Source organism: Paenibacillus pasadenensis, from assembly GCF_023715725.1.
GTDB lineage: Bacteria > Bacillota > Bacilli > Paenibacillales > Paenibacillaceae > Paenibacillus_O > Paenibacillus_O pasadenensis_A.
This window is the reverse complement of record NZ_JAMBOT010000002.1, coordinates 812,380-832,992: the sequence shown is the minus strand read 5'-3', so window position 1 is coordinate 832,992 and position 20,613 is coordinate 812,380. Positions and strand designations below refer to the sequence as shown.

Below are 20,613 nucleotides of genomic sequence, written 5' to 3'. Positions count from 1 at the left end.
GCGGCGCAGGCAGCGCCGGGCGCTGCGCCGCCGCTGGCAGCTGCGCCAGCGTGCGCGCCTCGCGCTGCGCGGCGGCTGCGCCGAGCGCGGCAAGCTGCGCCAGCGCCGCCGCCTGGCCGCCGAGCGCGGCAAGCTCGCCGCCGGCAGCCTCTGCCGCGGCCGCATAACGCGGCGCTGCTTCAGCCGCAAGCGACGCCGCGGCCTCGAACGCGCCGCGACGCAGCTGCGCCTTAATCTCCGCGGCAGCCTCGCGGCAGTACACAATGGTGTACTCGCCGCCGAATACCGCTCCGCTGCTGACGCGGGCCGACAGCCATTCGGCGTCCGGCCGCCACGCCAACCCGGCTTCCAGCTGGCGCTCCCACTCCTGCCGCCGCTGGCCTTGCAGCTCTTCGCGGTCCGCCGCTTTGCGCAGCAGAGCCGTCAAATGCCAGGCCGCCTCGGCCTGCACCTGCCGTCCGAGCTCCTCTACAAGCGCTGCGGCGCGGCGTTCCCGCTCCGCAGCCGTCTTGGCGGCTGCGAACAGCAGCCCCGCCTTAAAGCCCGGCTTGCGGCTTTCCAAAAACTCCGCCGCCACATCGCGGGTCGCCGCCGGCATCAGATTGGCATTGTCGAGCGTTTTGACAATATCGCCGCGCAGCTCCTCTTCCAGCCGTTTCGGCCCGTTCTCCGCGCCAGCCAGCGTTTCCTGGAGCGCCGTTATAGAGCGCTCCAGCTCCCGGCGCTGCTCCGGCGGGCCGGCCGCCTCGTCCAGCCGCTCCCGTTCCGACTCCTCGCGCTCCAGCTGCAGCCGCAGGAAGCTGCGCGCCAAATGGCGCAGCGAAGCGTCAACGCTCCATTCCGCCAGCTCCAGCCGCTGCTCCTCCAGCACCGCCAGCAGACGCTTCAGCTCGCTGAATTCGCTGTAGGGATGATTCGGCTCCCGCAGCGACAAATAAAGGATGCCCGCCGGCTCCAGATGCCAGCTGCGGAACGCTTCCTCAACGCTTCGTCTGTATGCCGCAAAGGAAAGCTCCTCTTCGCGGTGTTTGTCGATCTGGTTGACGATTAGATAAAGCGGTTTGCCCCAGTCCTTCAGCCCTTTGGCAAATTCAAAATTGATTTCCGATTGCACATGATTGTAGTCCATCACGTAAAACACGACGTCCGCGAGATGAAGCGCGGATTCCGTAGCCATCCGGTGAGCGTCGTCCGTAGAGTCGATGCCCGGCGTATCCAGCAGCTGAGTCTGTCTGCCGAGTCCTTCCGCCGGATAGGTGATGTCCACGCTGCGGAAAACCTCGCCGTTTTTGCAGTAATCTTCCAGCCGCAGCGGGTCCGCCTGTATGATTTGCTCCTTGCCGTCAACAATGGCGTGAATGACAGCGCCAGCAGGCTCGCCGCTGCGGATTGTGACGACATTAGCGCTCGTCGGGATCGGACTGGACGGAAGCAGCCTGGCTCCGCACAGCGCATTGACCAGCGTTGATTTACCCGCCGAGAAATGACCGCAGAACGCAACGGTCAGCAACGCGGCCTCCAGCTTATCCTCCAGCTGCCGGGAGCGTCCTGCAAGCTCCTCCGCTCCTTCTTGCGCCAGCATTCCGGCCAGGCTTCGCGCCGATTGCTGAAGACTGACGAATGAATCTCTGTCCATATGTCTTGTTGCCTGTTCCAATTGCCGCAAGTTCTCTTCTCCTCTCCCGTCCGCCATGCCGAAGCGGCTTACGCTCCGGCATTCCGCAAAAAAAGCCGTCCCCGGCGGCAGGGACGGCTCATCGTTTCAGACAAGATGGCAAGATGGCCGGATTTCCCGGCGCATCTGGCTCAATCCGCCGACAAGGCATGTTATACAGCCGGAACTTCTTCGTCCGTGTCTTCATCCGTAGGGATGCAGATTTCGAACACGTTGCCGTGCTGCAGAATGGTGATGTTGCGCTGTTTTTCACGCATAACAACAACCTCAGGCTTCTGGCGCATACGCTCCAGGTATTGAGCCGGCAGATCGCCGGAGCCGCTGACGGTTACGCCCTCAACGACGAGGTCTTCATTTTCGCCCGGAGGGGACGTCATAACTTGCTCGTAAATATCGGAGAACAGCCCAAAGTCATTGGTGAATACGCTAATACATTTCATTGTCATCATCCTTCGCTTAAAGGTTTGAGGCGCTCCGTTTGGCGGAGACAGCCGGTTTGCGTTTAGGTTGGGGCTTGGAGGCCGCTTTCATACGGCGCTGACCTTCTTTGCACAAATCGAGCAACGGGCAAATCTCGCATTTGGGCTGCTGCGCCTTGCAGTGGTACCTGCCAAAAAAAATGAACCGGTGATGCGTTAACGTCCATTCCTCGCGCGGCACACGGCGCATCAGCTTTTTTTCCACCTCAAGCACCGAATCATCCGGTTTGGCCAGGCCAAGCCGCTTCGATACCCGTTCCACATGTGTGTCCACCGCAATCGCCGGAACGCCAAAAGCGTTGCTGACGACCACATTCGCCGTTTTGCGGCCAACGCCGGGCAGCTCGGTCAGCTCTTCATGCGTTGAAGGCACCTCTCCGTCGTAACGCTCCAGCAAAAGGCGGCAAAGCTTCTGAATGTTCGCGGCTTTGTTGCGGAACAGCCCGATGCGCCTGATGTCCTGCTCCAGCTCGGACAGCTCCACCTTCAGGTAGTCCTCGGGCCTGCGGTATTTGCGGAACAGATCAACCGTCACCTTATTTACCGTTTCGTCCGTACATTGAGCGGACAGCAGCACCGCAATCGTCAGCTCAAACGGATTGGAATGGTTCAGCTCGCAGTGAGCGTCAGGAAACATCTCCGCCATCGTATCCAGTATAAACCGGATTTTATCCGAAGCCTTCATTGGAATGTTCTCTCCCTAGTTGCACTATCGTTCAAAGTGTATCGAATCTGCCCGCCCGGTGCAACCGAATTTCCGCCTATCTGCAAAAAAAGAAGCGCCCGCGGGCGCTTCTGTAAGGAAAATTTCACGATTAAGCCTGATTATTTACCCTTTCACCACTTCAAGCAGCTTCCCGCCAAACACATAAAGCGTAACGGAGTCGCCGTCCTTCAGTGAATCCAGCGCGATTGTTTGGCCGCCTGCCGTTACAATCGGCTGTTCGCCAAGCGTAAAGCGGTAATTGCTGTCGCTGAGCGAAGTGCGCTTCGTAAGCAGCTGCCCGTTTTCCATTTTCCAGAAGTTCCGCTTGATGCCGCCGTTGTTTTCGATGACAACAGCACCATCCGCGCTTTTCCGGACTTCGATACGGTCACCGACAGCCAGCACGGCAGAAGAGCTGCCCGTAACACCGTCTTTAATGATGGAATAACCGCTGCCAAGCGATACTGTACGGCTAGAGCCGCCGAATTCCTGATACGTGACCGAATCGGCCGACACAGCCGTAATTTTACCGTAGCGCACCAACACTTGACGAATGGCTGCCGGTGATTGACCCGCATAAGTAACATTTACCGTCTGTCCGGCGGCAAAAGCGCTAAACGGAATGGCGGCGCCGTCGTCCCCTTTAAGGGAGAGGCTGCCCGCGCCAATTGTAATGCCGCTGCCTGCTGCCGGCAGGAGTCCCAGCATTTTGCCGGCCGCATCAACGGTCGAGATTTTGTACTGAACGTTTTGATGGACTTTAAGGCCGACCGCCTTAGCCTGGTTGCTGTCCAGCGCTGCCGTAACTTTCATGCCAACCTTGACGTCAGCCAGCACGGCGCCAGTTTTGCCAAACCATTCTACGGACAGAGAGTCAAAAGGAAGCGTCACCGAGCTGCCGTCGTCAAGCGACAGGGCCAGCGTTTTGGTGGCGGTATTCAGCAGTCCGACCGTGCCGGAATATTGGTAAACAAAGCGGATTAGCACCGCGTCGCTGCCGGAATAACCGACCGTAACGCGCTGGCCTTGACGGAGCAACGAAGACGCGCTTGTCACCGGTACTAACGTCCCGTTCAGCTCCACCTTCGTTTTGTCCGTCAGCTGGAGCGCAACCAGCTTGCCGTTGGTACCCTTTACGGTCAGAGCCTTCTGATCCTGGCTGTAATTAAGAATTTCTGCGCCAGTCAGCGTGCTGAGCGAGCGGTTTTTGACGGTAATATTCGTTACTTTTCCTGCCGCGTCCAGCGCAAGCTCAAGCTGATCGTCTTTGTAGAGGTCGGTCAGCACCGGCTGTTCAACACCCGGAATGACCAAGGTCACATTATCGGCCAAATAACTCGACTGCAGCTTGCCGTTTGTCACATAGGTCAAAATATCTCCCGCAATCGCGCTGAACGTGCCGGTGGCGCTGCGGACGGATGTGTCCGTCACCTTCACGGATACGATCCGGCTGTCCTTGACCACATAGCTCACCGCGTCGCCCGGCTTCAGGCCGGAAACGCCTTCAGCTATAGCGCGACCGTCCCAGCCGAGCACAACAACATCCGTTCCAGCCGGCCAAGTCTCATCGGCCCCGGAAGCCGTCTTGATGACGAGCGCACCGCCTGCAGCCGATACAACCGTGCCGCTGGACTCCTTGTTGACCGGCGACGATTTGACGGTAATTTCAAGCGCAATCGGCTCCTCGCGGAATGTGCCGGTTTGCACAATGACTTGACTGTCCTTTTTTAAATCGGCCAGAGAAAGCTTGGCGCCTTCTTGATTTTTGACAACCAGATTGCTGTCGTAGTCGAACGCCTGCATATCGTTGCCGTCGGTAATCCATATTTTATTGTTCGCAGTAGACACGAGGGTTACGGTTCCCTCCGTAGACTTCACCTGCTGCTCCGCATCCGTTTGCTCCACATATAATGCGTCCGCACCGCCACCCAATACCTGGACATGAGTATACAGCTGCAGATTGGCAGAGGATTTCAGCGCGGCTTCGCTGTCAAAACGATAAAAACGCGCATCCGCAGCCAAGTTAAAGGACCGTACGCCATCATCCGTATATAGAACAAGCGTGGAGCCGTTAACCGCTGTCAGCACACCTTCCGTTTGGCCCGGATAAACGACTGGAGCATGCAGCTGGGCGCGGCTGAACATAATGGCTGCTGAAGCTCTGTTGACCGCTGCCAGCGGCTCAAACTTTTGAGGAGTTACTCCCTTGATCAGTCCAAGCGAAACCCCTGCATTGATATATCCGGCATATCCTTTGCTGATCGAGGCAGCGTCCTGGAAGGACGAGCCCTTGGACGCAAGCTCCACCGCCAGATCGTTTTTGCCTGCAGCCTTGATCATAAGCTTGGCAATCCATTCGCGCGAAGCTGGCGTGCTTCCCCAGTCCTGTTTGGATTGGGATTCAGCGATTTTGAATTCTTCCTCCTGATTCAGGAGGCCGAGCTTGAATGCAAGCACGACATATGGCTTGGCATATTCACTCACCTTGAATGCGTCGGGAAACACTGCCAGCTGGTCCTCATTAATGTCTTTGTTTTTGCCCATAAAACGCAGCGCCATGATGACCGCATCTTGGCGGCTAACCGAAGCGGACGGGCGGAAATTCCCTTTGTCTCCGACGATAATGCCCTGCAGGGCGAGCTTCATGATGCTCCGCTCCGCCCAGTGGCCGGCTTTAACATCGGCAAAAAAAGAATTGCCTGCGGCAGACACAGGCGTCCCCCCTGACACGGAAGAAGCCGCTGCAGAAGCAGCGGCAGGTCCTCCAACCAGGAGGGAGAGGGCGATCATGCCCGTAGCGATACGATAGGCTTTAGTGGACAGTGGCATTTTGTTCGGCTCTCCCCTATGAATGGAATACTTATTTGGCAGCGTCGTAGTCGCTGCGTTTAATCGGGTGCGGAAGCTCGACATGGCCCATGAGGCTGTCGACGGCTTCGCCATCTACGAGCAGGTCGAGCGATTGGATATCCTTGAACTGGAAGACCGTTTTGGCCATCGCGTCCAGCGCGAGCTGCTCGCCGGGTCCGCCAAGGCGCGAGTCGGCAGGAATTGTAATATCTACCTTCGCTGCTCCGTCAACTACGCTGACGGAATTCAGCTTAACGCCTTGCCACAAGGATAGAGCGCCGTCCCGGTCGTCGCCGGCGAGCGCTTCAAGCGCCGCCTGCAGTTTTTTCTCTTCCTTCGGGAAGCTGATCTCCGTCTTGAGCTCTTTCAGCTCTGTCAGCTCGGCATCCGTCTGATAGATGACAATCTTTTGCTTGATCAGGCTGGAGCCTGATTGTTTGCCGCCATTCGCCGACGTTCCTTCGCCTGCTCCTTCTGCAGCCTGCGGTGAAGGCGAGGTGGACGAAGGAGGCGGGGTTGAGCCCGTGTTGCCGCTGTCAAGCGGCTCCTTCGCGCCGCATCCGGCAATGGTTAACGTAGTGGCGGCTGCTGCGACCAGCACCGCCAGTTTGAATCGGCTTGGCTGCTTCATGGCTGACTGTCGCCTCCTTACAGCTTCAGGTATTCCTTAATACCATCAACGAGCGCCTGGGCAATTTCGTTTTGCTTGGCTTCATTAAAAAGCACGGCCTCGTCTTTTGCATTGGTCAAAAATCCGGATTCCGTCAAAACGGCAGGCATCGTTGTTTTTTTGATCACGACAAATCCGGCTGTTTTTACTTTACGGTCAGGAAGATCGGTTGCGCCCAGCAGATGTTTATGAATAATGTCGGCAAACGTTTTGCTGTCAGCGCGGTTGTAGAACGTCTCCGTGCCGGACGCTGGCGAGCCCTTAAGCGCGTTAGCGTGGATGGAGAGGAACAGGTCCGCTTTCAGACGGTTGGCCATCGCCGCCCGTTCGTCAAGCGTGACAAAAGTGTCATCCGAGCGCGTCAGTATAGGCTGGATGCGCGGCTCTTTTTTGAGCAGCTCATTGACCTTCAGCGCTATGGCAAGGTTAAATGATTTTTCGACTTTACCGCTTACGCTCGCCGTACCCGGGTCATGCGCTCCATGGCCGGCGTCAATAACAACCTTAAAAATCTTGTCGCCGTCAGGCGTCGTCGGGTTTGGCGGTACATTCTCTAACGAACCGAGAATGCTAACCTGGATCAAACCGTCCGATTTAGTGATCGTATACTGCGCCGCCGCCGATAGATCCCAAACGACACGAACGGTAGACGGCTTGTCCGAATAATAGGAAAAACGCACTTTAGTTAAAAGCTCATTTTCCGTTACCAGCTCGCCCATTTTGGCGTTCGTAGCCGTAAAGCCCGGTGAGAAGCCTTCCGTAAACGCCGCCTTCGGAATGTCGAGCACCAGCCGGTTCGGATTGCTCAGCATTTGCGGCTCGCCAACCGTTGCGCTGCCCGCATAAGCAATGTTTGTCGTGCCGATTCCGTCAAACTGGATCGACGTGATCAATGCTTCGGCATCTGCCGGGATGGAGTTATCGCCACCGCCAGAATTACCGTTCTCGCCTGTGTTTCCGTCGCCGCCGGGTTCATTGTTGTCATCTTCTCCCGGAATTGTTCCATTGCCCCCGCCGTCCGGCTGCTCCGGATTAACATCATTCGGCTGGTACAGAAAGACTGAATTCGACGGAGAGTCGAAATATACCTTCAGTCCCATGTTTTCGCTGATGAAGCGAAGCGGTACCATCGTCGTGCTGGCGGATCCGCTGCCGACAATTTTCGCCGGCGTGGCAAGCGGTACCTTCGAGCCGTTAACGAGAGCGGATTTGCTCCCCACGATAAGCTCGATCAGGCTGTCTCCATTATGTATGACTGCCTTTTTTGCCGCCTTGTCCCAATTAACGTCAAAACCAATCCCCTCGGCTACCGTGCGAATCGGAACGTACGTGGTGTACTTTTCGACTCTTGGCGCCGTTGCCGACTGCAGCTCCTGGCCGTTCAAGAACAGCTTAGGAGCCTTGCTCGCAGCGGACGAGACCGATGCAAACAGGGATATAGCCGCTACCAGAAACACTAACATCAGTACTGCTTTTTTCATCATTCACCTCTAAAAACCGGATTCACCCGCTTTGCCCTCGCCGGCGGCAGTGGCATTGGCAAAGTCAGGCAATTATGTAGACGCGAACAGGCTCGAAAAGTTGCGAAAATAAGGGAACCTTGGCAACATTTTTTACGTATAAGTAATTTTGCTCAAAATGATTTTCTTTCAGATCGTAAAAAAATCCCCTGATGATTTTTCATCAGGGAATGATTTTAAGCAGACTTAAACTCAGGCCTCTACTCTCCGGCTTCACCGATCATTTGCTGTTCGATTTTTTTCATCTCATAAAAATAGCCTTTTTGCCCCATCAGCTCCGAATAGGAGCCTGCCTCGATTATTTTGCCTTGGTCCATGACCACGATCTGATCCATCGCTTCCAGTCCGGCAAGCCGGTGGCAGATCAGAACTAGCGTATCTTCGGCGGCTTGTGCGAAGAGATGGTTTAATACATGCTGCTCTGTCACATAATCCAGCGATGAAGTCGGCTCATCCAGAAGCCATAACCGTCCATTGCGGAGCATTGCTCTCGCCAGAGCCAGCCGCTGTTTTTCGCCGTCCGACAGATTCTCTCCTTTTTCATACACCATATCGGTCAATGCTTTATCAGGCAGCTGCACTTTAAGCAGCACATCCAGCAACTGTTCGTCAGTAAGTTCTTCATTTAGCAGAAGGTTTTCGCGGATCGTTCCCCGGAAAAAATGGCTTTGCTGCAGCACTACGTTAGCCGCCTGCCAAATGTTTGCCTCATCCAGTGCTTTTACCGAATCGCCGCTTAATCGTATATCGCCAGCCGCTGGAGTACGCAGCTTGAGCAGCAATTCGATAATCGTGGACTTTCCCGAGCCGCTCGGCCCGACAATCGCCGTTTTCGTGCCTCGTGGAATATGCAGAGACAGGTCCCTGATCGCCGGTCTCCACTCCCCTTCGTATTGAAACGTAACACCGGACAGCTCGATCGAAACGGCTTGATTAACAGGCAGCGCGCCGCCTGGCTGCGCTGTCTGCTCGTCCGCGGACTGAACCGTCTCCGTCAGCCGTTTAGCGGCGTGCTCGCTGTCCTCTTTGTAAGCAGGTAATGTAGCCATTGACACTGCTTCTTCAAACACGGTTAACGAGGCCATAATGAGCATCGCCAGAAACACCCCGGCCAGCGCTCCGTCCGCAATTAAAAAGGCTCCAAGCGCAAGCACCGCCCAGGAAATGAGGAACGTAACCAGCGCATGCAGCGATTGCCCCCGCAGCAAATGCCCGGCTGCCCGTTGCTGCTCAGTCGCCAATACAGCGGAAGCCTGCTGAAGCTGCTCCTCTCGCTGTGCCAACTGCCCGTATACCTTCAAATCCCGGAAACCGTACAACACCTCGGTGACTTCCGTGGAAAGCAGCGCCCGCTGCTCGCGAACGCTCCCATGCATTTTCCGCTGCCCGAGCATAACAATTCCCGGAACAACAAATGCCGTTGCCAGCATGCCTAGCACAAACAGCACGGCAATCCAGAACGAAAAAAAAGAAGTAAACAGCACCGTAGCCAAAAACACCATAACGACCATAATCGGCGGATAGGCGACCCGCAAAAAATAATGCTGCAAGCTTTCTACATCCCCGACGATTCGCGCAAGCAGATCGCCGCTTCGATTTTTGTTCAATATGCCGGGCGTTAATGGAATGAGCTTGGCAAAAAAGGATGTTCGCAAACGGCTAAGCATGGAAAACGTCGCCCGGTGAGAAAACAGCCGTTCTCCATATCGGCTTGCCGCGCGCAGCAGACCAAGCAGCTTGACCATCGAGGTCAGTACAATCAACGTATAAAGCGGCGGCGCAAATACCGTTTGCGAAATCATATACCCGCTTGTGGAAAAGAGCGCAACGCCGGCAGCGCCAGCGATAAATCCGCCTAAAATCGAGAGGACGATATCTTTGCGCTCCTGTAACATCGCCTTTGACAGCACAGCCAGTCCGTTCATGATGACAATCCTCCTTTCCGTTGGACATCAACCATTTCAGCGTACTGAGGCAAGCGCTCCAGCAGCTCTTCATGCCGTCCAAAGTCCGCCAAAGCTCCATTGTCCATAAACAAAATCTTGTCGGCTTTCTGAATCGTATACAGCCGGTGCGCAACTGTAATTATCGTGGCCGTTTGCGCCAGCTTGGCAATGGAATGCTGCAGTACTCGCTCGGTATGCAAATCCAGACCAACCGTAGGTTCATCAAACAAGATGATAAGAGGCCGCTTTAAAAAGGCGCGCGCCAAGGCAAGCCGCTGCTTTTCTCCGCCTGACAGTCCCCTGCCGCCCTCGCCGACAAACGTATCCAATCCATGCTCCAGCTGGGCTGCAAGCGCTGCAAGCCCGGCTTCCTCCGCCGCCCGCTCAATTTCAGCCCTGGTGAAGCTCCCGCCTGCGCCAATTCCAATATTTTCAGCCAATGTGCCTGCAAAAATATACGGATGCTGCGTAATGTAGCTGATATGTTTGAACCATACGTTCTCATCATATTGCGAAAGCGGTCTTCCATTTACGAGAACCGTTCCCGATTCCGGTTTCAGCAATCCGGCAATGAGATGGAGCAAGGTCGTTTTGCCGGAACCGCTTTTGCCAACAATAGCGATGTGTTCTCCCGGACCAAATGAAATTCGACCCGTCTCAACCATGAATGAATCCCGAGCGTACTGAAACTGGAGACAGTCCAGCTCTATAGATGGCGGCATGGAAGGATTAAAGACTTGGGAAACTTCCAACTGGATGCCATCGGCTCTGCCCGCTTCTTCATCTGCTTCTCTGCCCTGCTCCGCTGTCTCCTGGAGTATCCCTTCCACTTTGCGAACCGCCCCCATGCTTGTCCGGCCGTTGTGAAAGGCCGTTCCCGTGTTTTTTAACAGACTGTAAAACTCGGGAACGAGCAGTAATACAAAAAAGGCGGTATGGAACGTCATGGATTTGAACACGAGTAATTGGATGGCCAGCTCAAGAGCGACTATGCCAATACTTAACATAACGATTGATTCCAGCATAAACGTGTTCGTAAACGCAATCTTCAAAATGCCCATCGTGGCGTCACGGAAACCAAGACTGCTGCGTTCAATCTCCTGCTGCTGGCGGTGCGCCCGTCCGAATATTTTCAACGTTACCAGCCCTTGCAGAGAATCCAGAAACGTTCCGGAAAACTCGGCCATCAAAGCGTATTTTTCTTCGGATTTATTCTTTGTTTTCAGTCCGACCAAAATCATGAACAACGGGATAAACGGTGCTGTAAACAGCATGATGAAACCTGTATTGGCATGCAGCATAAAGGAAGCGACTAAAATCAGAACCGGAATCAAAGCAGCTTCCATCATACGCGGCATGTACTGGCTGAAATAGCTGTCAGCCTCATCGACAGCATCCAGCGCAATGCTAACCTTTCCTCCCGTTTGTCCGCGAAGGGTTGAAGCGATCGAGGCACGGGTCAAGCTTTTTAGTACGGACGCCCGCATATTCGTCTTGGCAGCAGCAGCCATTCGCAGGCCAACTTTGCCGTTTCCATAAGACAACAGCGTGCGCACAACCATAACAGCCAGCAGCAGGCCGAGCAGCAAACTAACGGAGGAAAGGCCGGCTTTCTCCACAAAAACCCGCTGCACCGCTTCAGCAAGCAGTCCAGCCTGACTTACAATAGCTGCACCGAGCGCAAGTGAAATGACCGCGAGAAGGGTCATGTTTTTCCTTTGGGAGGACATTTGCCCAGAAATCAGGCTGGATTTCCGGTTCCTTTTCACTGATCTCTCCTCCTTTAAATAAGCCTGCAGCGCTTTATTTTTTCCCTTTCACATAATCCGCATCAAACAGGAAAAGCTTGAAGACCAGAATCAGGGAAGGGATCAGCAGAAGCAAACCGCCGATAAACACAACAACTAACGCCAGACCCATCGCAGGTGAAGTTGCACTGCTCTGAATCGTAATATAAGGATCGAGAATATACGGGTATTGCCCAATTCCGTAAGCGAAAAAGGCGCAGAAAAATTGCAGCATCACGCATATGAATGCTAATCCGTAACGGCGTCCGTTAAATAACAGCCACATCGCAATCATGAACAAAGCGACGGAAAGCGCAAGCAGCCACCATAAATCCATCATATTTTGAAAATGCCGCTCATTGTGCTGACCCAAATAAATAAATGCGGTCAGTGCAAGAATAATCGTGGGCGTGCTCCAGAACAAGGCATAGTTACGCAACAGCTTCAAAGCGGAATGATCCTCCGCCCGGGAAGCGTAAAATACCAGGAACGAGCTGCTAATGAACAACACGGATACGATCGCCAGTCCAACGATGCTCCAGGACAACGGATTGGTAAACAACGTCCAATAATCGAGAGTAACCGCTCCGCCCTGCTCCTTAATAAAGCCGCCTTCAGACAGCGTTAGCGCCACGGACAACGAAGCCGGAATAAGCAAGCCTGTAGCTCCGTACAAAAATAAATATACGATGCTTTTTTTGGAGCCGTAATTTTCGAACGCATAAAACGAACCGCGAATCGCAAGCAAAATAATCGCAATGCTGCCCGGAACAAGCAGCGCGGAGCCATAATAATATGCGGTGTCCGGAAAAAATCCGACAATGCCGATGTAAAAAAAGACGAAAAATACATTGGTGATTTCCCAAACAGGTGACAAATACCGGGAAATGAGACGATTTATGAGGTGATCCTGCTTCGTCAATCGTGCGTAAAAAGCGAAGAATCCCGCCCCAAAATCAATAGAGGCTACGATTAAATAGCCGTACAGGAATAACCAGAGCACCGAGATGCCAATCAGTTCGTAACTCATCATGCCGGATCACCTTCAGAATGATTAGACTTTTCCTTCAACCATTTCTCCATCTCAACTTCCGCCGGATTATTGTTGAACAACCGCCTTAACACGACTACACATGTGATGCCGAGCACGATGTACAGGAGCAAAAAGACGTAAAATAAAACTTTTACATTCGGTGAAGTTGTAGCGGCTTCCTCTACGCGCATATATCCGCGGATAATCCACGGCTGGCGGCCTACCTCCGCATAAAACCAGCCCATCTCAACCGCCAGAAAAGCGAGCGGCGCGCTCAGTGCGATCATACGGAGCATCCACTTGTTAAGCTCATTGCGCTTTTTCCAGAACAAGAACAGGAAATACAGGAGCGAAACAGCGAGCAGCGTAAATCCGATGCCGGCCATGAAATCAAACAGGTAGTGAACGAGCAGCGGCGGCCATTCGTCCTTGGGGAATTCCTCCAGCCCCTTAACCTCCGCGTTAAAATCTCCAAAGGCCAGGAAGCTGAGCAGCTTCGGCAGGTGAATGGCCCCTAAAATCTCGTGCTCTGCATTCAGCCATCCCATTAACACTAAATCTGCGCTACTTTCCGTCTCAAAATGCCATTCTGCCGCTGCCAGCTTTTCCGGCTGATGCTCGGCCAAAAACTTGGCGGACACATCTCCGGCCAGCGTGTTCAGCAAACCGAACAGCAAAACGACCGCCATCATAAGGTTCAACGCTTTTTTGTGGTATGCGGATACCCCTTTTCTCAGCATGGCAAAGGCGGCAATTCCGGCTAACATGGCGGCGGCTGTCAAATACGCCGAGCTTAATACATGAAATACCTTGGAGAACGTCGCCGTATTCAGCATCGCCTGCACCGGGTCAACCGCTGTGAACTGGCCTGCTTCCATAACAAAACCTCCAGGCTGGTTCATGAATCCGTTCACCGTCGTAATAAAAACAGCAGACATACCCGCCCCTGCAACAATGGGAATCGTCAGCAGCCAGTGGATATACCGATTTTTGAACCGGTCCCATGTATACAAATAAATACCGAGGAAGATGGCTTCAAAAAAGAACGCGAATACTTCCATGAATAACGGCAGCGCAATGACATTTCCAGCCAGCTTCATAAAATTCGGCCACACCAGCGCCAGCTGCAGCGATATTGCCGTACCGGTTACAACACCTACCGCAACCGAAATGACAAAACCCCGCGCCCACCTTTTTGCCATCAGGATATAATGGTAATCCTTCTTACGGATTCCGATGAACTCTGCAATAGCGATCATTAATGGCACGCCGACGCCAATCGTCGCAAAAATAACGTGAAACGCGAGCGTCAAGCCTGTCACCAGCCTGCTCCACAATACCGTATCAATTGCCATTGTTAACCGCCTCCTTTCATACTCTGTTACAGTGTGGATGAACTGAAGAATTCAATACCAAATTGGGATATCGGCTTATTACCAGCGTTAATCTTAGCTTTATGGATTGAGAATTTTTTCACAAAGTAAGATGGTTGTGTTGCTGTGGCACATGGTATTGAGTGAATAACTAGTCGTTAAAATTATTATATCTTTGTCTATAGGCAATTCAACTGATGACACATCTTCGTCTTTAAACGTTAAAGAAAGGGTCAACTCTTTCTGAAAACTTGGTGAAAACTACAGGAAGTACTCGAAAGAGCTATTGCCTCATCTCGCAATTACATGATAATGCAAATGCAGGTTACCTACAAAAACACGCCGCTTGACTCCCTTTCAGGAGCCAAACGGCGTGTTGTTCAATTTAGTGATTAGCGGGAATTTGCGTTTTAAGCAAACGCGCCCTGGCGGCGTTCCTCGTACGCAGAGATCGCGTCGGCATGTTTAAGCGTCAGGCCGATATCGTCCAGCCCTTGCAGCAGGAACTGGCGGCGGTGCTCGTCTAGCTCAAACGGCAGGTTAAGGCCGTAGTCGTCGGCCAGCAGCTTGTTCTCCAGATCGACGTTGAGCTGGTAGCCTTCATGCGCTGCCGTGCGCTGGAACAGATCCTCTACCTGCTCCTCGCCCAGCTTGATCGGCAAAATGCCGTTTTTGAAGCAGTTGTTGTAGAAAATATCCGCATAGGACGGAGCAATAACAACTTTGTAGCCGTAGTCCAGAATCGCCCATGGTGCGTGCTCCCGGGAAGAGCCGCAGCCGAAGTTGGCGCGGGAGATCAGAACGGATGCGCCCTCGTAGCGCGGTTTGTTCGGTTCGAAGTTAGGGTTCACGTTGCCCTCTTCGTCAAAGCGCCATTCAAAGAACAGGAATTGGCCAAAGCCGCTGCGCTCGATGCGCTTCAGGAATTGTTTAGGAATGATAGCGTCCGTATCGACGTTAACCCGGTCTACAGGGGCAACGATGCCCTTATGTTTAACAAATGGTTCCATGATCGTGGTGCTCCCCTCTGTATGAAACTGCGAATTGCCGCAGATTAGTTCGCTACTTTTTGTTTGATTTCCCAGTCGCGCACATCCGTGAAACGTCCTGCGATAGCGGCAGCAGCAGCCATAGCCGGAGATACGAGATGCGTGCGTCCGCCGCGGCCTTGACGGCCTTCGAAGTTACGGTTGGACGTCGATGCGCAGCGTTGTCCAGGCTGCAGAACGTCCGGGTTCATCGCGAGGCACATGGAGCAGCCCGCTTCGCGCCATTCAAATCCGGCCTCTGTGAAAATTTGGTCGAGACCTTCCTTCTCCGCCTGCATTTTGACGCGGCCGGAGCCCGGAACGACAATGGCCGTTACGCGGTCGCTGACTTTGTAGCCTCTTGCGATTTCGGCAGCGGCGCGCAGATCCTCGATCCGGCCATTTGTGCAGGAGCCGATGAACACGTAGTCGATTGGAATCTCGGCCATCGGCGTGCCCGGCTTCAGATCCATATACTCCAGCGCTTTCTCGGCAGCTTTGCGCTCGTTCTCCGTCGGCAGGTCAGCCGGATTAGGCACGGCAGACGTAATGTCAGTGCCCATGCCCGGGCTGGTGCCCCAGGTAACTTGCGGAATGAGGCTGTCTACGTCGAAGTCAAGCACGGTGTCGTACTCGGCGCCTTCGTCGGAAGTAAGCTCGCTCCAAACGAGAATCGCTTTGTCGAAATCTTCGCCTTGCGGAGCGTACTCGCGGCCGCGCAGGTATTCAAACGTTGTGCTGTCCGGTGCGATCAGACCGGCGCGCGCGCCGCCCTCGATGCTCATGTTGCACACCGTCATACGCTCCTCCATCGTCAGGGAGGTAATCGCATCGCCCGTGTACTCCAGAACATAACCGGTAGCAAAGTCCGTGCCGTATTGAGCAATCAGGCCCAGAATTAAGTCTTTTGCGGTAACGCCCGGCTTGCGGGAGCCGTTGAAGCGGATCGCCATCGTTTTGGGACGGGACTGCTGCAGACACTGGGTAGCCATTACATGTTCAACTTCGCTTGTGCCGATGCCAAACGCCAGAGCGCCGAATGCGCCGTGCGTGCTCGTATGGCTGTCGCCGCAAACAATCGTTTTGCCCGGCCAGGTCAGACCGATCTCTGGACCCATTACGTGCACAACGCCTTGGTCGATATTGTTGAGGTCAAACAGCTTAACGCCGAAGTCAGCGCAGTTCTGGGTCAGCGTATCAACCTGCTGCTTGGAAATCGGGTCCTTAATATTGAAGCGGTCTTTTGTCGGAACGTTATGATCCATCGTAGCGAAGGTGCGGTCCGGACGGCGGATTTTGCGGCCGGCTAGGCGGAGCCCTTCAAATGCCTGAGGAGAAGTAACCTCATGGACGAGATGCAGGTCGATATAGATGATGCTCGGCTTGCCCTCTTCCGATTGAATAACGTGATTGTCCCAAATCTTCTCGAACATGGTGCGTTTTTTCATCATGTATCACCCCGTATGAGTATCAGTGCGAATCGTAATTGTGAACAAATCGTGAACTAATTGTGAAGAAACGGTTATTGAACTGCTTCTAGCATACATGGATTGAGTTGATTGTTCCAAGATATAATATCTATAATGTTTATAGGTACACGCTATAGAAATAATTTGGTCGTTTGTCTGGATTTTATTGTTCAAAAAGGAGCCTTTTTATGGAACTTCGCCAGCTGCAATACGTCATTCACATCGCCAAAGAACTTAACTTTTCCCGTGCTGCCGAAAAGCTTCATATCGCCCAGCCTTCGCTGAGCCAGCAGCTGTCCAAGCTGGAAAAGGAGATCGGCGTCCTGCTCGTGCGGCGCACGACGAACTCGGTAGAGCTGACCCATGCCGGAGAGGTGTTCGTCGACAAGGCCCAGGCTATTCTTGACAGTGTCGAGCAGCTTAAAACCGAGATGGAGGACATGGCGCATATGCGCCGAGGCCGCCTTGTCATCGGCAGCTTGCCGATTACCGGCTCCCATATCCTGCCGATTGTGCTGCCTGAATTCGGCAAGCAGTACCCCGATATCGACCTTGTGCTGATCGAGGATACAACCGCCAAGCTGGAGCAGCTCGCCGGCAGCGGCCAAACGGATATCAGCCTGCTGTCGCTCCCGCTCATAGACTCTACGCTAGTGTACGAGCCGCTGATCCGGGAGGAAATTACGCTGGCTGTTCCGCCTAACCATTGGCTGGCCGGACGCACCGAGCCTGTAGATCTGGAGACGCTTCAGGACGAGCCGTTCATTGTGCTGAAAAAAGGCCAGGGTTTCCGGCAAATCGCCATCGACCTTTGCGCCGGAGCCGGCTTTCAGCCGCGCATCGTATTCGAAAGCAGCAATATCGAGACGGTGCAGTCGCTCGTCGCAGCCGGAATGGGAGTTGCGTTCATCCCTCATATGATTGCGCGCGGCAGCCGCAGCGAGTTCACGCCGCATTTTTGCCCCATTGCCGGCAAACCGTCGCGGTCGCTCGTTATCGCCAGCCGCAAAGGACGTTATCTGTCCAAAGCGGCGGAAGCCTTCATCGATACGATGAAGGCCGCCGTCATCAAACACTACGGGCAGTAACCTTACTCCAAACGGTAAAGCTGCGGCCTGCGATCCTCGAATACAGGGATCCGGCCGCGCACTTCGTCCACGAGCGCCAAATCGATGTCCGCAGTCAATATCTCCTCTGCTTCCCCCGCTTCAGCCAGTACCTCGCCCCAAGGATCGATTATAATGGAATGTCCGAAAAACTCGGTTTCTCCGCTGATACCCATGCGGTTACACGCAATTACGTACATCTGGTTCTCTATAGCTCGGGCAATAAGCAGCGACCTCCAGTGATGGAGGCGCGGTTTCGGCCACTCTGCGGGAACAAACAGCACCTTTGCTCCAGCGAGCGCCAGCGTCCGGGCCAGCTCGGGGAAACGGATATCGTAACAGATCATCATCCCGGCTGCGGACCCGTCCACCTGGAACATGCCCGGCTTTTCACCGGCCGCAAGATACTTCTCCTCTTCCATAAGCCGAAACAGATGGATTTTGGAATACTCGCCGGTTTCATTCCCATGGCGGTCAAAAGTATAAATCGTATTAAATACGTCGTTCCCTTTTTTCTCCGCGACGGAACCGCCAACAATATGAATGCCCGTTTCACGGCTGAACTCGGCGAGCATTGACCGGGTACGTTCACCTCCGGCATCAGCCAGCTCATGAATGCGGTCTAGCGCATAACCGGTATTCCACATTTCGGGAAGCACGATAATATCCGGCTTTACTGCCGCCGATGCGGCCTCCCTCAGCTTCTTTTGAACACGGTCAAAGTTTTTCTCCGGCTCTCCCGCATCAATATGAATTTGCAGCGCTGCTACGCGCAGCCGCTGTTGTTGCTCCTTCATCGCTTCCAGCACCTTTCCCTAACCAGATTCCGTTGGCTTTTTCAATTGTACTAATCTTATCGCCTCATAGTGGGATGTCAAGATGGACAGGTTAAGGAGGAGCCTCAGCTGCCGCTTGGCAGCATGAAAGGAGAAGTTTTCATGTCCAATCGAATTAAACGTCCCGCTATTTTTGCTCTGCTGTCAGCTATTGTGTTCATGCTGTCCGCCCCTCTTGCTGCTCATGCCTCCCTGCCCGCTTCCAATGACATTGCCCCATCCCGCTCTGCTGCCGCCGTACCTGCAGATGACAAAAGCTACGAACTGCGGCCTGTTTATTTGCCGGAAGAAATGGCCGAAGCTTTTGCAGCTGCATCGCCAGATGTGTCGCGCCGCCCGGTGCAGATTTTTGACGTTGCCGCCGGAAAAGTAGTTCAAACCTTTGATAATTCAGCTGACTACCAAAAAATTGCTAAAGATTGGCTGAATACTGTTGAAGGCCTCTCGCCAAGCCTGTCGATAAACGACAAATGCGGATATGTGTTCCGAATTCCTCTGGAGCAGCCTTATCAGTTGCAAAAAGGCAGCCTCTCTTTTCAGGTTGAAGATGTTTTTCTCTTCTATTGCAAAGATCGCGAGCCGGAGCTGCTTGTTTTCGACGCTCAAAAGAGGCCCTATTTGTTAACGGTCAAGCCGGACCTGACTCCATTTTTCGCTAAAACCGGACTTCAGCCATAAAGCCGTTTCTTCCTCGACAGCCTGTTCATCCTCTGCTACCATGATTGCAGAATGCTGGAAGACCAACTGCGCGAGCTGCCGGGCTTCTGCAAGGACTAGTTATGGAGTGATGAGAACATGAGCAACAGCCGTATCAGCCGCACCATTCCCGAAATCGTGCCGGCGCAAAGGCTGCAAGGGCTGCCGGAGCAGTTTTTCGCCAAGCTTGTCGGCAAGGCGAATGCCCAGGCCGCGCGCGGCCGGGATGTAATCAATCTGGGTCAGGGCAATCCCGACACCCCGACGCCAGCCCATATTGTAGAGGTAATGCAGCAGGCGTCTGCCGACCCGAAGTATCATCGTTATCCTCCGTTTCGCGGATTCCCTTTCCTTAAAGAAGCGGTTGTGCAAAGGTACCGGGAGGATTACGGCGTCGAGCTCGACCCGGAAACGGAAGTTGCCATTTTGTTTGGCGGCAAGACCGGGCTGATTGAAATTAGCCAATGCCTGCTGAATCCGGGCGACCTCTGTCTCGTTCCGGATCCCGGCTACCCGGATTACTGGTCCGGCGTCTCGCTGTCAGGCGCGCGCATGTCGTTTATGCCGCTCCGCGAGGAGAACGGCTTCCTGCCGGATTACTCGGCGATTAGCGAGGAAGACCGGAAATTGGCCAAGCTGATGTTTTTCAACTATCCGAACAACCCGACCGGAGCGGTGGCATCGCCGGAGTTTTACCGCGAAACGGTTGAGTTCGCCGCAGCTAACGGGATTGTCGCGGCAAGCGACTTTGCCTACGGCGCGCTCGGTTTTGAGGGCAGACGGCCAATCAGCTTCCTGGAAACCCCGGGAGCCAAGGAGGTCGGCGTCGAGTTTTACACGCTGTCCAAAACGTACAATATGGCGGGCTGGCGGGTCGGCTTTGCGCTTGGCAACGCCAAAATCATCGAGCTGATTAATCTCATCCAGGACCATTATTACTGCAGCCTGTTCGGCGGCATTCAGGAAGCGGCTGCGGCTGCGCTGACGGGATCTCAGCAGTCCGTCCGCGAGCTTGGCGCCAAGTATGAGTCGCGGCTGAACGCCTTGTTTGAAGAGCTCGACCGCATCGGCTGGAAGGCTCAGCGTCCTGGCGGCTCCTTCTTCTGCTGGCTGCCTGTGCCGGACGGATACACCTCGGAGTCGTTTGCCGATCTCGTGCTGGAAAAAGCGGATGTGGTTGTCGCTCCAGGCGTCGGATTTGGCAGACACGGCGAAGGTTATGTGCGGCTTGGCTTATTAACCAGCGAAGAGCGGCTGCGTGAAGCGGTAGCGCGAATCGGAAAGCTGGGGCTTTTCGGCAGCTGATCGGGCTTCTTTACGGCTTTACAGTGCCCGGGTGTCATGGTATGCTGATTGAAATCGGAATAAGCAACACGCTATGAAGGGAAATGCCAGACATCAGCGGCGCATCAGAGAGCGGTCTCCATTGGCTGGGAGAG

16 protein-coding genes are annotated in these 20,613 nt (G+C 54.1%); 3 read left to right on the top strand and 13 right to left on the bottom strand.

Going from position 1 to position 20,613, the window contains the following annotated elements; all coding sequences use genetic code 11:
• The 12 genes from M3223_RS09275 to leuC all read right to left on the bottom strand — a co-directional run.
• On the bottom strand, positions 1 to 1,666 hold a 1,666-nt coding region (locus M3223_RS09275; RefSeq protein ID WP_251560982.1), incomplete at its 3' end, for a dynamin family protein.
• Positions 1,667 to 1,827: 161 nt separating this feature from the next.
• Entirely contained in the window at positions 1,828 to 2,115 is a 288-nt protein-coding gene (locus M3223_RS09270; RefSeq protein WP_251560981.1) for an NAD/NADP transhydrogenase alpha subunit, read from the bottom strand.
• A gap of 16 nt (positions 2,116 to 2,131) precedes the next feature.
• Complete coding sequence (gene nth / locus M3223_RS09265) at positions 2,132 to 2,839, bottom strand: endonuclease III (protein WP_251560980.1); 708 nt, start codon at positions 2,837 to 2,839, stop codon at positions 2,132 to 2,134.
• Between the two features lie 144 nt (positions 2,840 to 2,983).
• Positions 2,984 to 5,689, bottom strand: coding sequence for an S-layer homology domain-containing protein (locus tag M3223_RS09260; protein ID WP_251560979.1), 2,706 nt, complete (start codon positions 5,687 to 5,689; stop codon positions 2,984 to 2,986).
• Between the two features lie 31 nt (positions 5,690 to 5,720).
• Positions 5,721 to 6,341: a GerMN domain-containing protein gene (locus tag M3223_RS09255; protein WP_251560978.1), complete on the bottom strand. Its 621-nt coding sequence runs from the start codon at positions 6,339 to 6,341 to the stop codon at positions 5,721 to 5,723.
• Between the two features lie 17 nt (positions 6,342 to 6,358).
• Positions 6,359 to 7,861 carry an N-acetylmuramoyl-L-alanine amidase gene (locus M3223_RS09250; protein WP_251560977.1) on the bottom strand — a complete coding sequence of 501 codons (1,503 nt, stop codon included), beginning with the start codon at positions 7,859 to 7,861 and terminating at the stop codon, positions 6,359 to 6,361.
• Between the two features lie 239 nt (positions 7,862 to 8,100).
• Positions 8,101 to 9,825: a thiol reductant ABC exporter subunit CydC gene (cydC, locus tag M3223_RS09245; protein WP_251560976.1), complete on the bottom strand. Its 1,725-nt coding sequence runs from the start codon at positions 9,823 to 9,825 to the stop codon at positions 8,101 to 8,103.
• Positions 9,822 to 11,576 carry a thiol reductant ABC exporter subunit CydD gene (gene cydD, locus M3223_RS09240; RefSeq protein WP_251561027.1) on the bottom strand — a complete coding sequence of 585 codons (1,755 nt, stop codon included), beginning with the start codon at positions 11,574 to 11,576 and terminating at the stop codon, positions 9,822 to 9,824. The genes cydC and cydD overlap by 4 nt, the downstream gene beginning before the upstream one ends.
• Positions 11,577 to 11,649: 73 nt before the next feature.
• Entirely contained in the window at positions 11,650 to 12,663 is a 1,014-nt protein-coding gene (locus tag M3223_RS09235) for a cytochrome d ubiquinol oxidase subunit II (RefSeq protein WP_251560975.1), read from the bottom strand.
• Positions 12,663 to 14,021: a cytochrome ubiquinol oxidase subunit I gene (locus M3223_RS09230; RefSeq protein WP_251560974.1), complete on the bottom strand. Its 1,359-nt coding sequence runs from the start codon at positions 14,019 to 14,021 to the stop codon at positions 12,663 to 12,665. Before M3223_RS09230 ends, M3223_RS09235 begins: the two co-directional genes overlap by 1 nt.
• 428 nt (positions 14,022 to 14,449) lie before the next feature.
• Complete coding sequence (gene leuD / locus M3223_RS09225; protein WP_251560973.1) at positions 14,450 to 15,049, bottom strand: 3-isopropylmalate dehydratase small subunit; 600 nt, start codon at positions 15,047 to 15,049, stop codon at positions 14,450 to 14,452.
• 44 nt (positions 15,050 to 15,093) lie between these two features.
• Complete coding sequence (gene leuC / locus M3223_RS09220; RefSeq protein WP_251560972.1) at positions 15,094 to 16,515, bottom strand: 3-isopropylmalate dehydratase large subunit; 1,422 nt, start codon at positions 16,513 to 16,515, stop codon at positions 15,094 to 15,096.
• 209 nt (positions 16,516 to 16,724) lie between these two features.
• Between leuC and M3223_RS09215 the strand changes: the two genes are divergently transcribed.
• Positions 16,725 to 17,624, top strand: coding sequence for a LysR family transcriptional regulator (locus tag M3223_RS09215; RefSeq protein ID WP_251560971.1), 900 nt, complete (start codon positions 16,725 to 16,727; stop codon positions 17,622 to 17,624).
• Between the two features lie 2 nt (positions 17,625 to 17,626).
• Here the strand turns inward: M3223_RS09215 and M3223_RS09210 are convergent, their stop codons facing one another.
• Positions 17,627 to 18,439 (bottom strand): carbon-nitrogen family hydrolase, encoded by an 813-nt coding sequence (locus tag M3223_RS09210; protein WP_251560970.1) that lies wholly within the window; start codon positions 18,437 to 18,439, stop codon positions 17,627 to 17,629.
• A gap of 141 nt (positions 18,440 to 18,580) precedes the next feature.
• Here M3223_RS09210 and M3223_RS09205 point away from each other — a divergent pair, with 141 nt between their 5' ends.
• Together M3223_RS09205 and M3223_RS09200 are read left to right on the top strand one after the other, a co-directional pair.
• Positions 18,581 to 19,156 (top strand): hypothetical protein, encoded by a 576-nt coding sequence (locus tag M3223_RS09205; RefSeq protein ID WP_251560969.1) that lies wholly within the window; start codon positions 18,581 to 18,583, stop codon positions 19,154 to 19,156.
• Positions 19,157 to 19,273: 117 nt separating this feature from the next.
• Positions 19,274 to 20,479 (top strand): pyridoxal phosphate-dependent aminotransferase, encoded by a 1,206-nt coding sequence (locus M3223_RS09200; RefSeq protein WP_251560968.1) that lies wholly within the window; start codon positions 19,274 to 19,276, stop codon positions 20,477 to 20,479.
• The last annotated feature ends 134 nt before the right edge of the window (positions 20,480 to 20,613 follow it).